The organism is Koromonas soli (genome assembly GCF_059726265.1).
This window is the reverse complement of record NZ_AP040872.1, coordinates 1,493,490-1,514,815: the sequence shown is the minus strand read 5'-3', so window position 1 is coordinate 1,514,815 and position 21,326 is coordinate 1,493,490. Positions and strand designations below refer to the sequence as shown.

The window sequence follows — 21,326 nt, the reverse complement described above, 5'->3', positions numbered from 1 at the left end:
TTCTTCTTCACCCTGCCTTGGCGTTATCATTCCAACTTACGGACATGACTGAACGCCTTTATTACCAGAACTCGTTCCTCTATGATTTTCGCGCTTCTTTGCAGGGCGTTCGCGATCTTGCGGACGGCGGTCGCGCGCTTGTACTCGACCGCACCGCGTTTTACGCAACCAGCGGTGGACAGCCGTTCGATACAGGATGGATCGACTTTGTTTCCGTGGACAGCGAAAAGCCAAGTCCCTCGTTGCCAAAGGTACGCGTCGCCGAAGTGCTCGAAGATGAGGCGGATGGCACCGTGCTACATATCGTCGAAGGGCTCGAATCAATGCCCGAGCTGCCAGTTAGCATTCGAGGCTTTATCGACGTGGAACGCCGCCAAGACCACATGCAGCAGCACTCGGGACAGCATGTGCTCTCGGCTGTTTTCCTCAAGCTGTTCAATGCGCCCACTTTGAGTTTCCACATGGGTGCCGAGACGAGCACGATTGATCTCGATGTGAAGAGCCTGAGTGCCGCACAGCTTGAGCAGGCTGAGAGACAGACGAACCAAGTTGTGTGGGAAGACCGCCAGGTGCTGATGCATGAGGCCACTCCAGAACAGGCTCGCAAAGCAGGCGTGCGAAAGATTCCTGAGGCTGCGCGTGACACGCTGCGCCTGATCGAGGTACGCGGTATTGACCTGTGTGCCTGTGGCGGAACGCATGTCATCACGACCGGGCAAATCGGCAACATTCAGTTACGCAAGGTGGAAAAGGTGAAGCAGGGAATTCGCGTCGAGTTCGTGTGCGGGAGCCGTGCGCTCAAGGTTGCGCGCAGAGACTTCGAGATACTTACGGAAACCGGCGCGCTGTATTCCTCCCATATCTGGGAAGTTCCGGCCCAAACCACGAAGGTTCTCGATTCGATCAAGAGCGCGCAAAAGCAGCAACAAGCGTTGCTCGCTGAAATCGCCGAACTCAGAGCGGTGCAAACTCTCTTGCGTACACAGGTCGATAACGGACGCAAGATTGTGTCTGAGTACTTGTCAGATCGCGACATGGGGTTCGCCAAGCTGTATGCACAGAAACTGGTCGCCTCAGAACCGAATGTACTCGCACTGATTGGTGCAGGGCAGGGAACGCCGGCGCTCGTGTTTGCGCAATCTCCCGGCGGGACGTTCGATGCGGGAGCGCAACTCAAGGCAATAGTGACGTCGGCTGGAGGTCGAGGCGGTGGCACGCGAGACCTTGCACAGGGTGGCGTACCCTCGGCGGAGCTTATCCCCGAACTTCTCGAGCGTGCCGCGCAATCCGCTCGCAAACTGGACGGCGTGCAGTCCGGAAGATCCGATGATTGAGCAGCCCATCATTCTCATCACGCTCCTCATCCAACTCGGCGTTTCGGCCGCGGTGAGCAGCGTACTCGCGCGTTCCAGGCGGTTCCGCGTTCTGCTGTTTCACGAGGACCGCGACATTTGGGAACGGCTTGAGATGGTGCTGTTCATTGGCGGGCCCTTCATGCTGGGCGTGCTAGTGCGTGGCACTGTGAAGAACTTTCTCGCCGCGGACGTTTCGTTTGAGGCCGCCATCCTGCTGGGCGTGATCGCTGGCAGGACCGCTGGTGTCTGTGGTGGGATTCTTGTCTCGTTGCCATATCTGCTGATGCACCAGTACATGAACCTGCCACTGAATACCATTGCAGGCCTCAGTGCTGGATTTCTCCGCGATCTGGCGAAGGATCGCGAAGCCATCTGGTCCTTCAGCCCGCTCTTCGACCTGAGTATCTATCGGTGGATTCGACGAAGCATCGCCAAGGCCTTCATCGACTGGCAGACGTCATTCTTCTTCATGATTCTTGCTCTGCAGTTCCTGCGCTTTGAAACCAAGGAACTGTTCCCGAGTTACACATGGGCTCTTGATTCGCCGAACTGGCTGGTGCGCTGCGCCATATACATCACCACGGTGATGACGGTCGCAATCGCACTCAAGGTGCTGAACAACACGCGAATCGAGATGAAGCTGGAAGAGCAGGAGCGCCTCTTGCTGCAGGCACGGATGCAGGCTCTGCAAAGCCAGATCAATCCGCACTTCCTGTTCAACACCTTGAACTCTGTCGCCTCACTCGTACGCTTTGACCCGGACACCGCGCGCGAGATGATTCTGAAACTGTCGAAGATTCTGCGGCGCCTGCTTAAGAAGGGCGACTCCTTCGTCGAGCTTCGCGAAGAACTAGAGTTCATCGACGACTATCTGGACATCGAGGTGATTCGGTTTGGTAGAGACAAGCTGAAAGTCGTGAAGGAACTAGACCCAGTGAGCCTCGACATCGTCGTCCCGAGCATGCTCATTCAGCCGATCGTCGAGAACTCGATTAAGCACGGCATCTCTCCGAAAATCACCGGAGGAACAATCTATCTGCGCAGCCGCATCCTGGAAGGCGTGCTGGTAATCGAGGTCGAGGACGATGGCGTAGGGATTGTGGAACTTGGTTCCGACGAGAGCGAGTGGAATACTCCGCAGCACGGCACCGGCATTGGAATGGCGAACGTTCGCGAGCGGTTGAATGTGCTCTTCAGTGACGCGGCACGGGTTGAAATGGAAAGTCGAACGGGTGCTGGAACTGTCGTCCGCATCGTTCTCCCGATTCCTCGCATGGGCGAGATGGACGGTATCAATTACGACCTTCGGTCCAACACTCCGCAGTAGGGTTGTTGGGGAATCACTGTCCGCCCTTCAGCATGTCCTGGTACAGCGTTTCGTACTGCGGAATGATCTTCGTGGTGCAGAAGTTTGCTTGCGCTTTCTTCCGCGCCGCTTTTCGGATGCGCTCGAGTAGCGCATCATCGCCCAGAACCTCCAGTGCGCATTCGGCCATGGTGTCCACGTCTCCGGGGGAAGCCATGAAGCCATCCACGCCATGGGTGATGACCTCGGGCACGCCTCCAACACGCGACGCGACAGGAACAACTTCGCAGGCCATTGCCTCCAATGCGGCCAATCCGAATGATTCCATTTCGCTGGGCAGCAACATCACATCCGCAACAGCAAGCTTCTCGTGGATCATGTCCTGCTTGCCCAGGAAGTGAATCTTCTTGTGAATACCTTTCTCGCAGGCTAGGCGTTCTGCCGCCCGCCGATCCGGTCCATCGCCCATCATCATCAACCGAGCGGGGATTTTCTTCTGCACGCGATCGAAGATCTCAATCACGTCCGTGACCCGCTTTACTGGGCGAAAGTTCGAGAGATGCACAAGCAAGCGCTCCTCCGGGTTGGCGTATTCTGAGCGGCGCTCGGCGGCTTCGTCCGTTCTGCGATACAGATCGCAGTTCACGAAGTTGTGTATCACGTGAATGGGTTTCGTGATGGAGAACTTCTCGATCGTTGACTGTTTCAGGTCGCTGGAGATCGCCGTCACCGCATCACTCTGTTCGATGGAGAACCGTGTAATGGGCAGGTATGAGCGATCGAGTCCCACCAGCGTGATGTCCGTTCCATGCAGCGTTGTCACATATGGCAAGCGCCTGGGCTGGCGCACGTGGTCTTGACTGAGCATCTGCCTGGCGAGCATCGCCGACACCGAATGCGGGATGGCGTAATGCACGTGCAGCAGGTCGAGGTCGTAGATCTCTGCAACCTCGGCCATGCGTGTTGCTAGAGCCAGATCGTAAGGCGGATACTCGAACAGCGGATATTGCGAAACTTCCACTTCGTGAAAGTGAATGTGAGGGTGGGGTTCCGTTAACCGGATCGGCTGGGAGTACGAGATGAAATGAATCTCGTGCCCGCGGTTGGCAAGTTCGATTCCAAGTTCGGTCGCAACGACACCGCTGCCGCCGTAAGTCGGGTAACAGGTAATGCCGATTCGCATTGCGGAAATCTCTAGTCTTTCTGGCCTTGAACTCCGGCCGTTGTTGCAGAACGGGGCGCATCAAGATGAAACGAGATCAGCTCAATTCCATACTGCTGCAGCAGCTCACTGGGCGTAATCGCAATCAGTGCTTGCTTCTCGACCTCGCGTGACGCGCGCAACTTCGTGCGCACGCCGTTCAGTTCTGTGTCGTTGTACCCGGGATGGCATACCAGCTCCCATGTTCCTCGCGGCATCCGGATGAGCATTGCTCGCAAACTCGCGTCATCCAGAGCTCCTGTCGCCGTCACGCCGAGAGCACCATCCGTAGTCGTGAATCCTGCTCGCTCGACCGTTGTTCTCCAGCGCTTCTGCAGAGCTGCGCGCAGGCCGGCAGTTTGTGCCTTGCGCACCAGCGTCGTGCGATTTGCAAGCGCTTGGCTCAGACTGACCGCGGCCGGGCACTCAAACGGATTGCGTACGTTCTGAATGCCGTGAGCGGATGCTGCTTTCAGTACTGGCCTAAGTATGGAGGGGAACATATGAGTGTGCTTGTGGGAGTCGAAATGAGAAATCGGCAGCCCTGATCTCACCACACGCGCGATTTGTGCAGACGCTTCAGCTTCTACTTCTTCCTCGCGAAAACGTCCTCGTGCAACTGCTCCCAAGATCTCGCCGATGGAGTGGTAAAACCGATTCGTTCCCGGAGCGAGCAGTGAGCGAACATCGCTCGGGGGCAGCAACGGTTCGCCATCAACCAGGACAACGTGGCAGCCGACGCTGAGTCCCGGCATGCTCAAGCCTTTGGCGACCGCCTCATTGAACTGCGCGGAGGTAGCCATCAACGTTGTTGATGACACAATCCCACGTTCATGACATTCGACGATCGCACGATTCACTCCATGCGTAAGGCCGAAGTCATCGGCGTTCACAATCAGCCGTTTCATTTGGAAAGTGTAGCAGGCAGGATGGAACGAAGCTATTGGGGGACAGCTTTGTGAAAGAGCGCCAAACTCCCGTTAGGCACTCCTCAGAGATTCCTCATTGTCGTTCTCGCCCAGAAATAGTTTGATTTTGTCGAGAAGAGCAGGGAATAGATCCTGCTTCTCAAGCCAGGCGTCAACCTCGCCGCTATTCTCAACCGGAGGATAGCCGGTCACAATAATTACAGGGGTGTCGGGTGCCTTCTGCCTCACCAGTTTAGCCAGCTCCAGACCGTTCATACCTTCCATCCGATAGTCCGTAACCAGCATGTCAAACTTCTCGCGATCAAACTTTGCCAATGCATCGTTTGCGTTGTAGGCGTACTCCGCGCGATATCCCTGCATCTGAAGAATTTCGCAGCTTAACCGCGCCAGAACTTCGTGATCATCTACAAATAATATGGCTTTCATATGTCACCGCGCCCAGAAACCGTGGAAGGACAGAGCTTTGACTACTTCTAACTCGTATGAGTATGATTCCAATGCTCCTATGTAGGATGCCTGTGCTATACGACCGTTTTCCACAGTACAGTTTGACCGAAGCCTCTTCGTTTCATATACTCAATTTGCGAGTTGGTTCCGAAGAGGGCCGCCCCCAAGACCGGGTGACAACGGTTTGGGAGCCGAGTAAGGGCGGTTAGCTCAGCTGGTTAGAGCGCCTGCCTTACAAGCAGGATGTCGGGGGTTCGAGTCCCTCACTGCCCACCACTCCTGGCCTTTCCGGGGATGGTTCGCCGACCTAAATGGTCGAGTAGTATCCGCGTACAACGCGGGGTCGTAGTTCAGTTGGTTAGAACGCTGCCCTGTCACGGCAGAGGCCGCGGGTTCGAGTCCCGTCGACCCCGCCATATAACTTAAGAGTTTTATGGCTTAGATACCCCCGAATGGGGGTTTTCTATTTTGTAAGCAATCGTACGCATCAAAAAAAGCGCGCCGGAGAGGCGCGCTTACTGTTTTCTTGAGGCTTATTGTTTCAGAGATTTCACGTACGAAATAATCTGCCAGAGTTGCTGGTCGGGCAATTTTGACCAGGAAGGCATTCCTTTCCGCAGGCTCCCATTCACCAGCAACCAATGCAAATCGCCGGGCGTGGCATCGTGCTGAACCCGGTCGGTGAGCAGGGAAGGCCGCTTCCCCTTTCCATTTGCATCTTCGCCGTGACACTTCGCGCAGTGATCCTCATAAAGCAGTTGGCCCGCAGCTCGTGCGTCGGGACTGGAGGCAAAAGGATTTTCTCTTCCGTGTTCACGCGCCGGAACCCGGTCAATCCACAAGGTCGAAGCCAAAAGCAGGGTAGGAGCGCCAAGTGCGAGTAGAAGCAAGATAGGTTTAAAGCTGGTCTTCGGCTTCATCGGGCACCCTTGCGAAATGCGCTCAGAATCTGGGGGATCTCGTATGCAACGCCGAAGCGGTACAGTCGTGGCACGCTGTAGCTGTTGAGACCAAAGTTTGGCGAAAATGTGAACGTGGTGCCATTAGGAGAAGTCCAATTGATGGAGGGGCCAAGGTATTGCGAGGTCAATCGGGTGCCGAAGGAATATCGGTCACCGAGCCCTCCGTACATCTCTACGCCTGCGGCAAACTTTTCGCCGCAGAACGCACACTTTCTCGCGCTTGCCCTGAGGCGCAGCGGACGACTGGCGGCGATTGAATAGCCAAACTCCCAGGGTTCGTTGGACAGATTCTTTTCGGCAATGATGTTCTCACTGAGGTTCCATCCCCTGAAATTGCTCGACAGGATCAATTTCAATTCGATTTCGCGTTCTTTTTCGGCTCGAGCCTCGGCGTTGCGGTCTGCGAAGTCGGGTTGGCCATCGTGGCCAACTACTTCGCGCATGGTTTTATCTGCACTGATGTTTTCGAACTCCACGTAAAGCACTGGATTGATCCAGTGTTCGCGCATCAGGGGACGGAAACGATTCTCGAATTTGTATCCGGTGAAGATCGTGCTGTCGTGCAATGTGGACTGTCCGTCGAGATAGAACTCACTCGTCCACCAGCCTGTCACTCCGTATTCAAACTCCATGTTGGCAGCCGTGAATCGATTCGCAAGATCAGGCTTGCCGGTAACACCTTTGAATTCGATCTCCAGGTTTCCCGGTTCTTCCATGTCATGCGTGTACGTTATGAAGTACGGACGCTCCTGCGCGACCGCGCAGGTTGCCAGGATGAATAGAATTACGGTGATAGTAACGGAACGGAACGCCCAGGCATTCCGCGATTGTGAAACAGCTAAACTCACCACAGTCCTCCCCAACCCTACTGAGTAGGGTAAAGCCTCAAATGAAAATGAAAAGCAAATTCAACAAGCTAAGCAGAATCATAGCAAACCGGGGATGGTGACAAACTTCCTGATATGTAAAACTTTTGTCTTTTGCCTCTATCTCGAAGATGGGTGCCTTCAATGCAACGCGTGCATGCGAGCTATTCGCGTGACAGGCGTTTGCCAAGAACATCCTCCACATCCTTTACTTTCCCTTCGAGCCTCCCGGATGCTCCCTTGCGGTCATCAAGAGTGATATGGGTCAAGACTCGCGGCGCTAGTTCGCGAACCCGATGATGACAGCGGAGGATAACCTCCAATACCGCCGTTTCTTCTCCTTCGACCGTCGTTTGCATCGCGCCTGCTTTGTAGGGAAGTCCGGAACTGTCCACGATCGCCAACGCTTCCGCGACAATATCCTTGACCCCTTCGCTCACTCCCATCGGAACGACCGAAAAACTCGCCAGCATGTGAACCTCCTTTCCAATTTGGGTATTCTACAGCGGGCTATAAAGAGAAGCGCCGCGTGCATGACGCGGCGCAATGACTTGCAAAAGCAGTAGCCCTATTTTCCTTCAGTGAGCAATGCATTCACCTTTGACATCACCTTGAAAGCGTCGGCAACGTAGACCACGTCTGCTTTGCCGCGAGCCCAGCCACAGTTCGGATCGAGACTGATAGCGCGGCGCTCGTTGACAAAACGCCATCCCACGACGTGCGGCTCTTCACCATGGCAGCAGGTCGCCAGTCCCTTTGGGTGGCGAGGTGTTGCACCCGTTTGTCCGATCTGGTTCATATGGCTCATGAATGTCAGCGCCTGCTGGCCTTCGCCCGTCTGGTCCGCCAGTGACTTACTACTTCCCAAGGATGCGTCCGTCGAATGCAGGAAGCCCAGGATCAGCTTTTCGGCGTCTTGCGCATGAACCTGTCCGTCTGCCTGTTTCTTGGTCCAGCCGGCGCCGGCGACAAAAAGCACCTTTGCTCCAGGCCGAATTGTCTGCTCATCCTGAGTGGGTGCCTGTAAGCCAACGACATTCGTTCTAAGTGGGGGAAGGTTGACTGTTACTTCTTCAGGCTGGACTGATCTGCCTTTTGCTGTCCAGGCTTCCTGTGTGCCGCTCTCAAGCAGCAGAACCCAGGGGCGGCTCTCGCGCTGCAATACAGCCTCAATACGTTGGCGATAGAACCACCGCGTGGCCTGCAGCGCGTCACCCTTATGCAGGGAGGTGATGTGCGTGTCGGCAAAACCTCCAAGCCGATATGCGACCCCTGGCATCACGCGAGCAAGCCGCGAGTTCTCAGGGGTGAGAATGATGGTAGCGCCACTAGCGCGGCAAATAGCCTCACAAGCAGCTGCATCACTTGCGTATCTCGGTTGTGCAAACTCTTCGCCCGAAACTGCTAGAACTCGGCTCGCCGCGCCAGCTAACGCCTGCGCAGCCACAGTCGTATTTGCACCGAGAACTCCGATGCTTAACTGCGCCTGGATGGCGGCGGCAAGCTCCACACCAGCATTCACGCACTCAAGCGATGCCTTGGTCAGGTCGGCGCCTGCTTCATCTACATGTGTCAATACAAGAATGTTTTCCATGATTACTCCGCAATCCATTCCACGATCTCGCGAGCGATCTCGTCTTCGGGCATATCCTTCACGAGGCGCGTTTCACGGCGCTGCTTAGGCAAACTCACCGAGGCGTAGGCCAGGCCGTTCGAGTCCAGCTTCACACTCTTCGCCTTCTGCAACGCGGGCATAATACCGCGCATATTTGCCATGCCCACCTGAGGATTGTTGCGAGGTTCAGGCAGGCTTCCCGTCGCCCATCCCAGCACTGCGGGGGCTCCCGCACAGGCCGAGACCTGATGTTTACCGCCCTCAACGCGCTCAAGTACTTCGAAAGAGCCGTCAGCTTTCACGGTAATCTGGTCAACCCCTTGAAACTGATCGATGATGGAGAGCCGCTCACCGAGCACCTGCATAGTGACGGAGGCCCCGCGAGTAGCCGATTCCCAACCGCCGAAAATCAGCAGGCGTTCGCGGTCGAGTCCGGGGATCGCCGTGATGGCTTCGGCTAGCGCAGCTGCAGTGGCATGCGCATCTGTGAAACCACCGAGCGGCCCGTCCACGGCCACAAGTTCAAACGGGACCTTCTGCGCCACCGTCATCATCACTTGTTGGAGTTTGGCCTTGGGACCGAGACTTACGAGCCAGACTTTGCTGCCAACATGCTTCGCTGCAAGATTAGCTGCTTCGTAAAGAGCGGAAGCTGCCCACGGATCTAACACTGCAGGCAGCATCATCTCGTTTTTCAATGCGGGACCATTTGTTCCGACCGCAGGTTCCAAGGTTTGCAAGGGATCTGGAACGATGCTTGCGCAGACCACAATTTGAAAACTATTTGCCATGAGTTTTAATTCCTAATTCCTAAATGAATGCTTGAAGACTTGACCGTTGACTCAGTTCTCCGCGGAATGAAATCCGCCGGCGCCTGCACGAAAGTCGATGTTTGAATGTTCTCCGTCAGGCGATTGCATGCAGTTCCAAAGGCATGCTCCGCAGTGCACGCACTTTTCGCGATCGAATGCAGGAACCGCACCTTCACCATGCGTGATTGCCTGACCCGAACACATGGAAATACATGTTCGCTCCTGGCAACGTTCGCAGAGGCTCGAGTCGCGAAAGATCACATGATCGCCGAACCCCGGAGCGGCCTGCACTTTACCTCCCATCAGCAATGCATCTTGATGGGAGACGAGCAGCTTGCCATCGCACTGGATCTGCGGCCAGCCGCAGGCGTCCATGATGGCATCGCTCAGGAGTGGACCGCCGGAGGATGCAGCTTTTGCCGAGTTCTGCAAGGCGTTTACATGAAGACGATCGGAGTAAAAGCGTTGAAGTGATTCAATCTGCTTGTGTGTAGGTCGAATATTCGCTCCGAGCGACAACTTTCCATCCGTCAAACCCGCCAGCGCCATTCCCACGAGTCCGCGGATTACGCCCTGGTGAAAACCATTGCGCGCGTCTTTCGCCGCTTGCGTACCTTGCTCGACAAAGCTGTTTCGTCGACGTCGAATGTACGTGGTTTGTAGGTTCTCGCGTGAGAACGGCTTGCCAGCCCGTAATAGTTCCGCAACGGATTCCGCCAGTTGCACCCCAGTAGCCCAAGCCTCGTCCACTCCGGAACCGGTCAGCATATTCGTGCTGCCCGACCCTTCGCCGATGCGTGCGTAGCCATCGCCTGCAAGAAATGGCTCACCGTTCGCGCCTGACTCCTGCAAGGACTTCGCGCCCCACGAACGCATCGTGCCGCCTTCGAGATAGCGCCACAGATATGGGTGCTGCATGAAGTGCTGAAGATATCGGTAGGAGCTGCGCGTTGGATTTGCAAGCCAGGATGGTACAAAGATTCCGACCGAAGCCAGATTGTCCGGATGAACGTAGAAGAATCCGAAGATCTCTGGTTCGGGGAAGCCGAAGGTGTGGAAGACGGTGCCAGGTTGGAGGGGGGTACCCTGGGGTAGCTCTACCACCATCTTCATGCCCAAGGCCCACTCGCACTGGTGGTGGCCCGGTGGCATGCCGAGGGTCTGGTCGATACTGCGGCCTACAGAGCCAACCGGGCCGTCGGCGACGACGGTGAGGGCGGCGTAGACGTCCATGCCGGGCATGTAACCGGGCTCCGGCGTGCCATGGCGATCTACGCCTTGGTCAGGCAACCGGACGCCCTTGACGGATTCACCCTCGAACAGGGCCGTGCTGACCGGGGTCCCTGGCCATATCTGGGCGACACCGCCGGCCATCAACTGGCCTCCGACCCATTGGTTGAACTGTCCGATGGACATCACCAGGCCGCCATGCTTCTGCAGGAAGGCCGGAGTATAGGGCAGGTCGAGCGCTTGGTGCTCGACTGGGAGCAGGGAACTGAGTGCTCGTATCGCAGCATCTCCTGCCCGTAGAGCCCATGAGCGGCGGCTGGCACCGATGGGGTCGAGAAGGTATAGAACCTTCTCCTCCTTCACTGGCACCATCATCGGGACCTCCGATGGGTTGAGGTCGGGGAAGCTGGCGCGAATGGCCGAGCCACGGGTCACGACTCCGCTGACTCCGGCGGCGATGTCGTCGGCCCGCTCGTAGCAGAGCACCTGCAGGGGCATTCCGGGGCAGGTCTTGCTCTCCAGCGCGGGATCGCCGGTATTGGCGGCAATCTCACGGCTCAGAGTAGTGAGGAAGCCGCCCATTGCCGGACCGAATCCGACACAGGCGATATCCACGTCCATCTGGGGCCGTGCGGTCGTCTCCTCGGAAGTGTCAGGTTGCATGGTTATGTCGCTCATGCGGGGTAATCCTGCGCTTCAGGGATCATCACCTTGGATACAGTCTCGGCGGCGCGATCCTTAGCCAGTCGGGAGCCGGTGAGGCATGTAGCCAGCTTATTCTGGAGGCGGAGGAAGTCCACCGAACCGACACATCCGGCGCACGGGCCAGCCTTTATCGGGTGGACACCACTGGAGACTACGTCAGTGGCGCAGGCGGCGAGTCCCGGAATGAGGCCCTCCAACTCGTCTAGCTCGTCACTCTGGAAGCATGCCTTGTGTCCTTCTGCGTCCCAGGCTGGATGGCGGTTGTAGCCGTAAACCAGCTCGGCACAGATACGGGAGACTTCACCAGAGGCGCGAGCTGCCTGCACGTGGCAGAGATCGGACAGGAACTGGAGCGTGGCGGGCAGTCCTTCGGATACCGAGGCATCGCTTGAGCCGCAGGCCTCTAAGGCCTGCACGTCGAGGATCTGGCAGCGTGAGGCCAATAGCCAGCACAGGGCGTCGGCGAGGGCGAAGGTTACGCCTTGACGCTGTCCGTGGTAGAGCTTGTCGCCGTTGGCGTCCTTGGAGTGGAGCGTGTAGTTGAGTGTCCAGAGCCACATGGTCATGGCCGTTGCCAAGGTGCAGGCGCCAGTGCCGGGGCGCTCGGAGGCGATGCCGCGCATATCCTTGATCCAGCGGCGGAACTGAGCCAGGAAGAGCTCGCTGGTCATGGTGATGGTCAACTGACGGCGCTGTACGGCCTCGGGGCCCTCGTAGGTGGCCTCCAGTTGGGCGTCCATCCACTTGTTGGCCAGGAAGCCGGGGCAGTCCTCGGTGATGCCGTAGCCGCCCATGAGGCTCACGGCTTCGCGCATCATGATGGCGCCTTGCCCAGTATTCCAGAGCTTAGTGGCGGGGCAGAGCACGTTAGCCGCGGCGTCAATCAAGGAGTATTGCACCAGAGGATCGGCTTCCAACTCGGCGCGACGCTCGGGTGAGATGTGGTTGGCCATCAGTTCCAGGGCGCGTGCCTCGGTCTCACGTAGCGCCTTGATCTCAGCACGTCCTCCCTGAACACCGCGCTCGAGCAGGATCTGGGTCTTCTGCTTCTCGAGGGGGTCTAGCTCATCGAACAGGCGGGCGGCGGCAAAGCCGAGGGAGGCGCTTGCCTCGCCCGAGGCCCAAACGTCCACGAGGCGCTGTAATGCGTCCTCGCGCTGCTGGATGCCTAACTCATAGCGCAGACTGCCTTCCTTGATGGACTCGGCGCCACGGAAGCGGGTGCGCTGGTAGCGGATGACCGGCTCAACGGCGGAGAGCAGCTTGGCCGAGGTCATGAGGCCGACGGTGACGCGGGTGCGGCGGAACACGGCCTCGATAACTTCGCTGTGGGTGTAGTTCGGTACGATCTGGCCGTCCTTGATCGTGTAGCCGCCGACGATGCGGCTGGCCGGAACCTTGAGGCTGAAGATGGGGTCGCCGGTGGAAGAGAGCTGGTGAACCAACTTCTTGGTGGGCGTGCCGCGATCGAACGTGCCTTCGTCGCCTTCCTCGAGGATGACGACGCAACTGCCCTTGATGCGCTCGTCGCCGGACTCAACGGCTGTGGTGGCGAAGTCGGCGCAGGCGATGTTGGTGATGAAGCGTCCGCGCTTCTCGATCTGCAACATCGGTTCCTCGCCGGGATTCCACTCGGCAATGCGCATGCGGCCGCTGAGCAGGCCGGTATCGACGCCGACGTAAGGAATGGGCTCGGTGAGGGCGAAGGCTCCGCGCATGGTCTTGCGGTCTTCGCCGGGCTGCGGAGGCGCGGCGAGCGCCATGTAGTGCGCCTTCTGCTCTTCGGTACCGCGCTCGTGGATGGGCGCGAGGGCCAGAAAGCCAGCGAGGCTTGCGGTGGCAGCACCGCCGTCAACCCAGGCAAGCTCGAAGGCAGCGAGGGCAAGCGCAAGGTTCTTGGGGCCGCTGATGAATCCGCCTTCTTCTGGTTCCATGAACGCAGCGGTGATGCCTGCGTTATCGAAGGCGACCATCATGTCATTCTTGGCCGGAGTCCATTCGTGGGTGTTGCGCTCGCCGGAGGCGACCATGCGTGCGACAGGTCCGCGCGCAACGGCGCGAGCCGACTGCACAAGCATTTGTAGGTCGAATCGGTCTGCAAATCGCCACAGGATCTGGCGAACCGCATCTCCGGGAAGAGTGAGCATCGCGCCCACTTGAGGAACGGTAGTTGTGCCCATTTATAAGTCCTTTCGAGGAAGAAACATTCTCTTTTAGGAGCAAACAACAGGGCTGTGACGTATGTCAGTCGGGAAGGTGATATGCGGCGGAGGCAGAAGTCGAAACGGAGGCCCGAATGGTGATCGCTGAATTCCGGAGAGCTGGCACGGGTAGAAGCGAAACACCGTACCCCCTCCCCCTATATATCTCGCTAAAAATTCGGAAACAAAGGAGTTAATTGGGGCCAAATGGAAAGAGCTTTCTTGATCTATTTCCAGAATAGCAGAGCGAAGGGGTATTCCCATCGGCGGCAGGATAACGGTATGTGGCGTGTTATCAGAACGTTATGAAGAAAAGTGTACGGAAGGGGGTTGACAGGGTAGGAAGGCGGGGCAAAAAGTGTCGATTTCGGACCGTAAAACGCGCGAATGAGTGGCGAGAAGAGCGATATTTTGAGCGGGAAATTGACTGCAAGGTACAGGGGAGAACGGAGAGTGTTTTGCACAAAGTAAATGGCACACCAGGCCGACGCCTTCAACGCTCGAACTGGGCGCAGGTGAGTCGCGGGCTCTCTTGCATCGGCCGACGTCGAGCGCACGACCCTCGATGGCCACTTGAGACGTCAAACTATCTTGACATGTCGATTTCCGAACAGCCAAGTCAGGCTGGCCTCGTCCGCACGCCAGCCCGGATCGCTACTGTTCCTCCTTGTACTTCAAGACGGGATGGGTCTTTGGTGCACCGGCGATAGGTCTCCCAGCCGTCCGTGCTTTGTTCCTTGAGTTCATCCTCGCTGACCACTACATAGTGCGGATCCTTCGTGATGAAGTTTTTTCTGCGCCCTCATTTGTAGGGTCGCCGCAGCCGCCGGGACCGCAGAATACGATTGAGTACCTTCCGTCTGTACCTGAGTCGTACTGGCGAAGAGGAGAGTTTTGGGCACGAAGGGACGCAAAGAATAAGGGAGCGAAGATTTCCGCTCCCTTTTGAGTTATTCGAGGACGTAGATGTTATGGCTCTCGCAAATTTCGTTGAGAATCTTGGGCCAGACGCTGACGGTGACTTCTCCGAGGTGCGCCTTGCGAAGCAGTAGCATCATGGTGCGGCTCTGGCCGATGCCTCCACCGATGGAAAGCGGAAGCTCGTTGTTCACGATTCCGCGGTGGTAGGGGAAGGACAGGAAGCTGAGCTGATCGGTGATGGTGAGCTGGTGTTTGAGGGTTTCGGCGTTCACGCGAATGCCCATGGATGACAGTTCGTGACGGCGACCAGTGACCGGGTTCCAGACGAGAATGTCGCCGTTGAGTCCGTGGGCGGGTTTGCCGTTGGGCATGGTGGTGGGGGTGACCCAGTCGTCGTAGTCGGCGGCGCGCATCTCGTGCGGGTAGCCATCCTGCAGAGGCCAGCCGATTCCGATGAGGAAAACGGCAGGGTGCTTCTGGAGCAAGAGTGTCTCGCGCTGCTTGCGAGGCAGGTGGGGATACATGGAGAGCAATTCTTCGGCGTGGATGAACTCGATCTCTTCAGGGAGATTGGGGTAGGCGGGTTGCGCCAGTGCAGGGAAGCGCTCCTGGGCAAAACGCTGCGCACCGACAATCACCTTCCAGATGGAGCGCACGATGGACTTGAGGAATCCAAGATTGCGGTCCTCGGGACGGATGACACGCTCCCAATCCCACTGATCGACGTAGCAGCTATGGTCGTGGTCGAGGAAGTAGTCCTTACGCACGGCGCGCATGTCGGTGCATAGGCCTTCGCCGGGATGGCAGCCAAACTCGGCAAGCGCCATCCTCTTCCATTTTGTAGCGGCCTGGACGATCTGCGCGTGAACGGGGTGCTCATTATTGTCGTTGGAGACGTGGAACTGAATGGGGGAACGTGAACCGTCACGATCCAGAAAATCGTTGATGCCGCTTGAAGAGTCCACGATGAGCGGGACGGCGCTCATGAAGAGATTGAGCTCGCGGCAGAGATTGTCCTCGATGTAGCGTTTGACTTCGAAGATGGCTTTCTGTGTGTCGCGAGGTGAGAGTAGGGGGATGTAGTCTTTGGGCAGGATGCGCTCGATGTCGGTGTAGTTCCCAATGCCTGGTCCGGCAAGGTCCGCACGCTTGTCCGCTACTGTGGTCGCCATAACGGTCTCCTTTCAGAAAGTCCGCGAGACGATGAACAACAGGGAACGGCGTCAATCAAGAAAACGCGGCAAATACGAGAACACGGGGGATGGCGGGCCGTCTGTATCAGGCGTCACCGGGCGGTGTGCGTAGAAAATCCCGCGCAAAGTGGCTAGCGGAGGGGGTTGGGGCCGATGGAGAACGTGAAGTGCTGGTACTTGTACTGCACCACCACAACGACAATGAGCATGATGAAGAAGATGGCCGCTACTAGGCCGAATCGCTCCCACTTGTAGGCATCCATGCGTGAGTCATTGTCTGCGACGGATACGACATCGTTTGGGAGCCCCGGTGCCTTCTCGGCATTCTTCATGAGCGCAGTGTAGCAGGAACTCTGGTATCGACCTAGGTCAACCGTTGTTCCACGGCAGTACTTTCGTACTCGCGCGAGGCTCTCGGGCCCTAGAAGGTAACAGCCGTGGCACGCTGGGCGGCCTGGATGAAACTCGATTTCCAATCGGGGCCGGAGAGTTTTTGGGCCAGAGCGACGGCAATGTGCAAGGGTTGGACGCCCAGATGGCGGCTGCGTCCGAGGCCCTGGACGCAGGCAGGGCAATTGGTGAGCACGGCAGCTTTGGCTCCCTCGGGAATGGCTTCGCGGAAGGCTTCCTGCTTGCGATGGAGCATGGAATCGGTGATGTCCGGCCGGGAGAGGGAAAGAGTGCCTGCCTCGGAACAGCAGTGGGGGACTGCCTGCACTTGGCCGAAGGCGCCAAGGTTTTCGAGTACGGTGAGCGCTTTGTTGTCGAGCGAGTCGTGACAGGGCGCGTGGTAGAGATAGCCGGTCGATGCGGATGAAGTCTGGACCTTCAGACCGCGTTCAAGGAGGTAGGCAGAGATATCGACCACGCGACCGAAAAGCTGCGCGGTATCGGTGTGACCGAGTCCTTCGCGGCAGGTGCCGCAGGTGATGACGCAGGCGTCGAAGTCGAGGTACGCAAACATCTCGCGAATCTGGCTGAAGAGGATGGTGTTGCGCAGAACGGTTCCGGAGTGGAGATCGGATTTTGCGTTGACGTGAGCAGGGAATCCGCAACAGAGAAATGGCGGCGGAAGCACGACACGGGTGCCGGTCTGGAGCAGCAGGTGGATGGCGGCCATTGAGATGTCGGAATGCAGACGCTCGGAGCCGCATCCGGGGAAGTAGAAGACAGTTTTCTGCTCCTCGGAGGTGGAGTGAGTTGCGGGCTCGAAGATGAGTGCCTGGTCGGCTTCGCAGGAGGGCAGGACATCGCGAAGTGTTTCCGACGGGACCGGGGCTACAGACGAACGCAGGAGGCGCAGAGGATAGATCTGCGATGCGGCTTCGGAGTGCTGGAGAGGAGCGGTTAGTTTGCTGCCGATGCGCTGGGCAGCTCCGCCGATCTGGACGACAGCGGTGCGGAAGACGGAGTTGAGCGCAGGGGAACGGCTGTCGAGGTACTTTAGCGTGAGCTGCGTGGCGAGAGGTGTGTGCTTGTATCCCCAACTGGAGAGGATTTCGCGCTCGAGCACGGAGACCTCGCCGGTGTCGATATCAACCGGGCAAGGGGTGAGGCATTTGTGGCAGATGGTGCAATGATCGGCAACTTCCTCGAGCCAGCGCAGGAGTTCGAAGTGAGTGGAACGCTCGCGCTGGGCGTCATAGAGCAGGGCTTCGATGAGGGAGCCGATGGCGAGGTTCTTATTGCGAGGGTGATAGAACATGCCGCGGGCCGGGTGATACACACAGCAATCCACCTTGCATTTGCCGCAGCGGACGCAATGAGCGATCTTGCGCGAGAGCTCCTGGAGCTGGCCGTGTTGCAGGATGCGGGCTTCGAGTTCGAGCAGGTTGAAGGACGGGGTGAAGATGTGTCCGAGCGCCTGGTAATCCTCGAGCTTGCCGGGATTCATAAGTCCGTCGGGATCGACCTGGCGGCGGTAGGCTGAGAGCTCGGCGATGCGCTCGGGTTCCAGATACTTGAGCTTCGTGAGGCCGATGCCGTGTTCGCCGGAGACGACGCCTCCGAGAGAGATGACCTTCTCCATGACGCGGTCGATGACGTGATCGGCACGCTCGAGCATGGGGCGGTCGTTGGAGAGCACGGGAACATTGACGTGAACGTTTCCGTCACCGGCATGCATGTGGGTGGCGAGAACGATGCGGCGGTCGCGCACTTCCTGGAAAGCTCGGTCGAGAGATTCCAGGACCGCGGGATAGCCTCGGACAAGCTTGTCGAGTCCGTGGCGGAACTCTTGAAGATGAGTGAGGCTGCGGAGCGTGCGTGAGTCGAGATGCTGGACTTCCGCGGTGAACTCGGCGCAGAGAGCGATGGCGGCGGGAATTTTGGCGGCGATCTGGTCGCGGTCGTCGCGGTCGTGGGCTCCGTTGAAGATTTCGAGAGCGCGCTGGGCGAAGCGCGTTTGGGTATGGCGCTCTTCTTCAATATTGAGGTCGTTGATGAAGCGCGCGAACTCGGCGAGAGTGTCGAGCGGGAGGACGATGTCCTCGTTCATCTTGAAAGCGTTGGTGCGGCGGGCGATGGCACCGAGTTTCTTGCGGTCCGCCCAGAAGCGCTTGGCCTCCACAGGGTCGGCGGCGACAAACATGAGCGTGTTGGGGTGACGCTCGAGGAGCGTGCGGATGCGCTCAACGCCGATAGAGGCCTGCTCTGGGGAGTTGCCGGCGATATCGATCAGTAGCGCGGCCTTCGGAGTTTCGGCGCGAGGCGCTTTCACCTTGTAGTTGATGGCGCGAATGTATTCGTCATCGAAATGCTCGAGGGCGAGCAGGGCTTCTGTGTTTTCGGTGGGCAAGGGGAAGTCGCGCGAGAGTTCGAGAATGACGCGGCTGGCTTCGTCGAAATCGGGGCCGAAGAACTCGAGACAGATCGTCTTCTTGGCTGCGTAGGCGGGGTAGAGGATGAAGACGGCCGAGGTGATGATGCCGTCGGTGCCTTCCTTTTGCAGGCCGGGGAGTCCGCCCAGAGCTTTGTTGGTGATGTCCTTCCAGAGGCCATTCTTACGGATCTCGGTGCCGCGCAGGGAAATGCGACGGATGGGGGTGCCATCGGCCTGGAGGACGTCGAAGATCACGGTGTCCTGCGGGAGGATCTTGCGGAGCTGGTGATTGGCGCGGCGGATGATCCAGTTCTCACCGGAGGGCATGGCCATGCGCCACTCGATCAGGTTGTCGATGCAGGTGCCCCAGCGAACGGCAAGATTGCCTCCGGCGTTCTCAGCGATGTTGCCGCCGATGGTGCAGGCCCAGGAACTGGTGGGGTCGGTGGCAAAGACAAGGCCGTGCTCTGCCGCATGCTCCATCGCTTTTTCGGTGATCACTCCGGCTTCGACTTCCATAACGGAAGCGCTGCTGGAATTGCCGTCAGCGAGATGGAACTCCCGCTGGGTGATGGTGCGGATGTGATTCAGCTTTTCGGTGTTGATGACAACACAGTTGGGGCGCAACGGAACAGCCCCGCCGGTGAGTCCGGTTCCGGCACCTCGCGGAACAACTTTCAGTTGGAGGCCAGCGATAGCCTGGAGTAGCGGCGCAATGGTGTTTTCATCATCGGGAGTGACAACGGCGAGCGGCAGGTGAAGCCGCCAGTCGGTTGCGTCGGTGGCATGCGAGACGAGCGTGAAAGGATCGAAGAGGACGTTTTGCGCGCCAATGATCGGGGCCAGTTCGCGGCGGATACGGTCGCGAACTTCAGGCGTGCGATGAACTTCGTCGCGGAAAGAGTCGATGAGCGCATGGCAGTGCCGAAGCACGTTCAGGACGCGGGTGTCTCCTTCGGCCTTGGAAGCGATGGTCTCGAGATCGCGAGCGGCGTTGTCGAAAAAGCGCTTGCGGCGCGGAGCCGAGGTGACCAGTTCCTCGAACAGATAGGGATTGCGGCGATGGATGAGAATCTCGCCGAGAAGGCGCATGAGAATGCGAGCGGAGCGTCCGGTGACGCGCACGCTACGAAGATCGTCGAGGGTGCGAACGATCTCTTCGCCGAGCAGGAAGGAGACAGCCTGACGGTCGCCGGCGGAGGTGTAGTTGTAGGGAATCTCGCGCGGCCGGGACAGGGCCGTTTCCACTGTGCTGGAGTGATGCGCCATGGTTCAGAGTAGCAAAAGTGAAGGGCGGCGGTGAAGCAGCAACGACCGTGTAAGGCGAGTATGTCAGGCGCGTAGGTGACTCAGCTCATTCTTCCAAAGGCAGCGGCAGACAGCCGAGAGTGCCTTTCCGGCATCTCTCTCATGGCCGTCTTCTCACAATTTGGAGGTTCATATGTCGGACAGGATTATCGCTGTTGTGGGCGCAACAGGCTCCCAGGGCGGAGGGTTGGCTCGCGCGATACTCAATGGACGCGGTAAAGGGTTTGCAGTGCGGGCCATTACGCGGAAGGCGGATTCAAAAAAGGGGAAGGAACTCGCCGCTGCGGGCGCAGAAGTGGTGAGCGCCGACCTGGATAACGAAGAAAGCTTAAAACGCGAATTCGACGGCGCTTACGGCGCGTTCTGCGTAACGAATTACTGGGAACATTTCTCGCCGGAGAAGGAACTGGCACAGGCGCAGAATCTGGCTCGAGCGGCGAAGAGTGAGGACGTGGCTCATGTGATCTGGTCCACGCTGGAAGACACGCGGAAGTGGGTCCGTCTGAATGATCAGCGCATGCCGACGCTGATGGGCAAGTACAAGGTTCCTCACTTTGACGCGAAGGGTGAGGCAGATCAATTCTTCGCCGATGCGGGCGTGCGAACGACGTTTTTGCTGACCTCGTTCTACTGGGATAATTTCATAGGCTTCGGCATGGGTCCGAAGAAGGGGCCGGATGGGCAATTGGCGCTAACGCTGCCGATGGGAGACCGCAAGCTTCCAGGGATTGCCGCCGAGGATATTGGGAAGTGCGCGTATGGGATCTTCCAGCGCGGGGACGATTGCATTGGAAAGAAGGTAGGAATCGCAGGGGAACTTCTGACGGGCCAGGAGATGGCGGCGCGATTCACGCAGGCACTCGGAGTTCCGGTGCACTACAACGATGTTCCGCCAGAGGTGTATCGCAGCTTCGGGTTTCCGGGTGCCGACGACCTGGGCAACATATTCCAGTTCAAGTGTGACTTCAACGAATACTTCTGTGGGGTTCGCAATGTGGAGCGAGCACGAGAACTGAATCCCGAACTTCAGGATTTTGAAATGTGGCTAAAGGTAAACAAGAGCAGGATTCCGCTTGAGTCGGGACAAGGTGAAGCAATTGCCTAAACGCAGAAATGCCCGGAGATAATCCCCGGGCATCTCTGTGAGCTTGAGCTCTTACAGAACGGTAACGTTCTCTGCCTGAAAGCCCTTGGGGCCCTTCACGACATTGAACTGAACCGCCTGGCCTTCCTGAAGGCTGCGGAAGCCGTTCGACTGAATCGCGGAGAAGTGGACGAAAACGTCCTCTCCGTTCTGGCGGCTGATGAATCCAAATCCCTTTGCGTCGTTAAACCACTTCACTGTTCCTTGTTCCACTGTGTTGTACCTTTTTCTTTTGTATTGAAATTTCCTGCTGAGAAGATCGGATGCTACTGAGGTGGAACGCGGAAGGGTTGTTCGGCGGTACCAGCTC

At 57.9% G+C, this 21,326-nt stretch carries 17 protein-coding genes and 2 tRNA genes; 5 read left to right on the top strand and 14 right to left on the bottom strand.

What is annotated here, in order from left to right; translation table 11 throughout:
* The first annotated feature begins 44 nt into the window (after positions 1-44).
* Entirely contained in the window at positions 45-1,334 is a 1,290-nt protein-coding gene (locus AC6IY8_RS06550; protein WP_497777944.1) for an alanyl-tRNA editing protein, read from the top strand.
* Positions 1,327-2,682, top strand: coding sequence for a sensor histidine kinase (locus AC6IY8_RS06545; protein ID WP_497777943.1), 1,356 nt, complete (start codon positions 1,327-1,329; stop codon positions 2,680-2,682). The genes AC6IY8_RS06550 and AC6IY8_RS06545 overlap by 8 nt, the downstream gene beginning before the upstream one ends.
* A 13-nt stretch (positions 2,683-2,695) precedes the next feature.
* On the opposite strand, the gene bshA is transcribed toward AC6IY8_RS06545, so the two are convergent.
* The 3 genes from bshA to AC6IY8_RS06530 all read right to left on the bottom strand — a co-directional run bounded on the left by bshA (position 2,696) and on the right by AC6IY8_RS06530 (position 5,217).
* On the bottom strand, positions 2,696-3,844 hold the full coding sequence (gene bshA / locus AC6IY8_RS06540; RefSeq protein ID WP_497777942.1) for an N-acetyl-alpha-D-glucosaminyl L-malate synthase BshA: 1,149 nt from the start codon (positions 3,842-3,844) through the stop codon (positions 2,696-2,698).
* Between the two features lie 11 nt (positions 3,845-3,855).
* A complete protein-coding gene (locus tag AC6IY8_RS06535) occupies positions 3,856-4,770 on the bottom strand; it encodes a ChbG/HpnK family deacetylase (RefSeq protein ID WP_497777941.1) in 915 nt (304 codons plus the stop codon).
* 72 nt (positions 4,771-4,842) lie between these two features.
* Positions 4,843-5,217, bottom strand: a complete 375-nt coding sequence (locus AC6IY8_RS06530) for a response regulator (RefSeq protein WP_497777940.1) — start codon at positions 5,215-5,217, stop codon at positions 4,843-4,845.
* A 220-nt stretch (positions 5,218-5,437) separates the two neighbouring features.
* Here AC6IY8_RS06530 and AC6IY8_RS06525 point away from each other — a divergent pair.
* Both AC6IY8_RS06525 and AC6IY8_RS06520 read left to right on the top strand, forming a co-directional pair.
* A tRNA-Val gene (locus tag AC6IY8_RS06525) sits at positions 5,438-5,514 on the top strand.
* Positions 5,515-5,577: 63 nt separating this feature from the next.
* Positions 5,578-5,654 (top strand) — tRNA-Asp (locus AC6IY8_RS06520).
* A 117-nt stretch (positions 5,655-5,771) separates the two neighbouring features.
* On the opposite strand, the gene AC6IY8_RS06515 is transcribed toward AC6IY8_RS06520, so the two are convergent.
* The 10 genes from AC6IY8_RS06515 to AC6IY8_RS06470 form a co-directional block, all read right to left on the bottom strand.
* Complete coding sequence (locus AC6IY8_RS06515) at positions 5,772-6,158, bottom strand: c-type cytochrome (RefSeq protein WP_497777939.1); 387 nt, start codon at positions 6,156-6,158, stop codon at positions 5,772-5,774.
* A complete protein-coding gene (locus AC6IY8_RS06510) occupies positions 6,155-7,048 on the bottom strand; it encodes a hypothetical protein (RefSeq protein WP_497777938.1) in 894 nt (297 codons plus the stop codon). The genes AC6IY8_RS06515 and AC6IY8_RS06510 overlap by 4 nt, the downstream gene beginning before the upstream one ends.
* A 182-nt stretch (positions 7,049-7,230) precedes the next feature.
* Complete coding sequence (locus AC6IY8_RS06505) at positions 7,231-7,539, bottom strand: thiamine-binding protein (RefSeq protein WP_497777937.1); 309 nt, start codon at positions 7,537-7,539, stop codon at positions 7,231-7,233.
* 95 nt (positions 7,540-7,634) lie between these two features.
* Positions 7,635-8,660 (bottom strand): electron transfer flavoprotein subunit alpha/FixB family protein, encoded by a 1,026-nt coding sequence (locus AC6IY8_RS06500; RefSeq protein ID WP_497777936.1) that lies wholly within the window; start codon positions 8,658-8,660, stop codon positions 7,635-7,637.
* Positions 8,661-8,662: 2 nt separating this feature from the next.
* Positions 8,663-9,472: a hypothetical protein gene (locus tag AC6IY8_RS06495; protein ID WP_497777935.1), complete on the bottom strand. Its 810-nt coding sequence runs from the start codon at positions 9,470-9,472 to the stop codon at positions 8,663-8,665.
* Between the two features lie 51 nt (positions 9,473-9,523).
* On the bottom strand, positions 9,524-11,401 hold the full coding sequence (locus AC6IY8_RS06490) for a hypothetical protein (RefSeq protein ID WP_497777934.1): 1,878 nt from the start codon (positions 11,399-11,401) through the stop codon (positions 9,524-9,526).
* Complete coding sequence (locus AC6IY8_RS06485) at positions 11,398-13,608, bottom strand: acyl-CoA dehydrogenase family protein (protein WP_497777933.1); 2,211 nt, start codon at positions 13,606-13,608, stop codon at positions 11,398-11,400. The genes AC6IY8_RS06490 and AC6IY8_RS06485 overlap by 4 nt, the downstream gene beginning before the upstream one ends.
* A 971-nt stretch (positions 13,609-14,579) precedes the next feature.
* Positions 14,580-15,722 carry an aspartate--ammonia ligase gene (gene asnA, locus AC6IY8_RS06480; RefSeq protein ID WP_497777932.1) on the bottom strand — a complete coding sequence of 381 codons (1,143 nt, stop codon included), beginning with the start codon at positions 15,720-15,722 and terminating at the stop codon, positions 14,580-14,582.
* A gap of 152 nt (positions 15,723-15,874) precedes the next feature.
* On the bottom strand, positions 15,875-16,075 hold the full coding sequence (locus AC6IY8_RS06475) for a hypothetical protein (RefSeq protein WP_497777931.1): 201 nt from the start codon (positions 16,073-16,075) through the stop codon (positions 15,875-15,877).
* Between the two features lie 89 nt (positions 16,076-16,164).
* Positions 16,165-19,812 (bottom strand): DUF3683 domain-containing protein, encoded by a 3,648-nt coding sequence (locus tag AC6IY8_RS06470; protein ID WP_497777930.1) that lies wholly within the window; start codon positions 19,810-19,812, stop codon positions 16,165-16,167.
* Positions 19,813-20,005: 193 nt separating this feature from the next.
* Between AC6IY8_RS06470 and AC6IY8_RS06465 the strand changes: the two genes are divergently transcribed.
* On the top strand, positions 20,006-20,977 hold the full coding sequence (locus AC6IY8_RS06465) for an NmrA/HSCARG family protein (RefSeq protein WP_497777929.1): 972 nt from the start codon (positions 20,006-20,008) through the stop codon (positions 20,975-20,977).
* A gap of 51 nt (positions 20,978-21,028) precedes the next feature.
* Here AC6IY8_RS06465 and AC6IY8_RS06460 read toward each other — a convergent pair whose 3' ends face one another.
* Complete coding sequence (locus AC6IY8_RS06460) at positions 21,029-21,229, bottom strand: cold-shock protein (RefSeq protein WP_497777928.1); 201 nt, start codon at positions 21,227-21,229, stop codon at positions 21,029-21,031.
* Positions 21,230-21,326 lie beyond the last annotated feature (97 nt).

Coding starts and splice junctions, on each gene's coding strand:
- AC6IY8_RS06550 (WP_497777944.1), top strand. CDS start 45: ATGACTGAACGCCTTTATTACCAGAACTCGTTCCTCTATGATTTTCGC.
- AC6IY8_RS06545 (WP_497777943.1), top strand. CDS start 1,327: ATGATTGAGCAGCCCATCATTCTCATCACGCTCCTCATCCAACTCGGC.
- bshA (WP_497777942.1), bottom strand. CDS start 3,844: ATGCGAATCGGCATTACCTGTTACCCGACTTACGGCGGCAGCGGTGTC.
- AC6IY8_RS06535 (WP_497777941.1), bottom strand. CDS start 4,770: ATGAAACGGCTGATTGTGAACGCCGATGACTTCGGCCTTACGCATGGA.
- AC6IY8_RS06530 (WP_497777940.1), bottom strand. CDS start 5,217: ATGAAAGCCATATTATTTGTAGATGATCACGAAGTTCTGGCGCGGTTA.
- AC6IY8_RS06515 (WP_497777939.1), bottom strand. CDS start 6,158: ATGAAGCCGAAGACCAGCTTTAAACCTATCTTGCTTCTACTCGCACTT.
- AC6IY8_RS06505 (WP_497777937.1), bottom strand. CDS start 7,539: ATGCTGGCGAGTTTTTCGGTCGTTCCGATGGGAGTGAGCGAAGGGGTC.
- AC6IY8_RS06500 (WP_497777936.1), bottom strand. CDS start 8,660: ATGGAAAACATTCTTGTATTGACACATGTAGATGAAGCAGGCGCCGAC.
- AC6IY8_RS06495 (WP_497777935.1), bottom strand. CDS start 9,472: ATGGCAAATAGTTTTCAAATTGTGGTCTGCGCAAGCATCGTTCCAGAT.
- AC6IY8_RS06490 (WP_497777934.1), bottom strand. CDS start 11,401: ATGAGCGACATAACCATGCAACCTGACACTTCCGAGGAGACGACCGCA.
- AC6IY8_RS06485 (WP_497777933.1), bottom strand. CDS start 13,608: ATGGGCACAACTACCGTTCCTCAAGTGGGCGCGATGCTCACTCTTCCC.
- asnA (WP_497777932.1), bottom strand. CDS start 15,722: ATGGCGACCACAGTAGCGGACAAGCGTGCGGACCTTGCCGGACCAGGC.
- AC6IY8_RS06475 (WP_497777931.1), bottom strand. CDS start 16,075: ATGAAGAATGCCGAGAAGGCACCGGGGCTCCCAAACGATGTCGTATCC.
- AC6IY8_RS06465 (WP_497777929.1), top strand. CDS start 20,006: ATGTCGGACAGGATTATCGCTGTTGTGGGCGCAACAGGCTCCCAGGGC.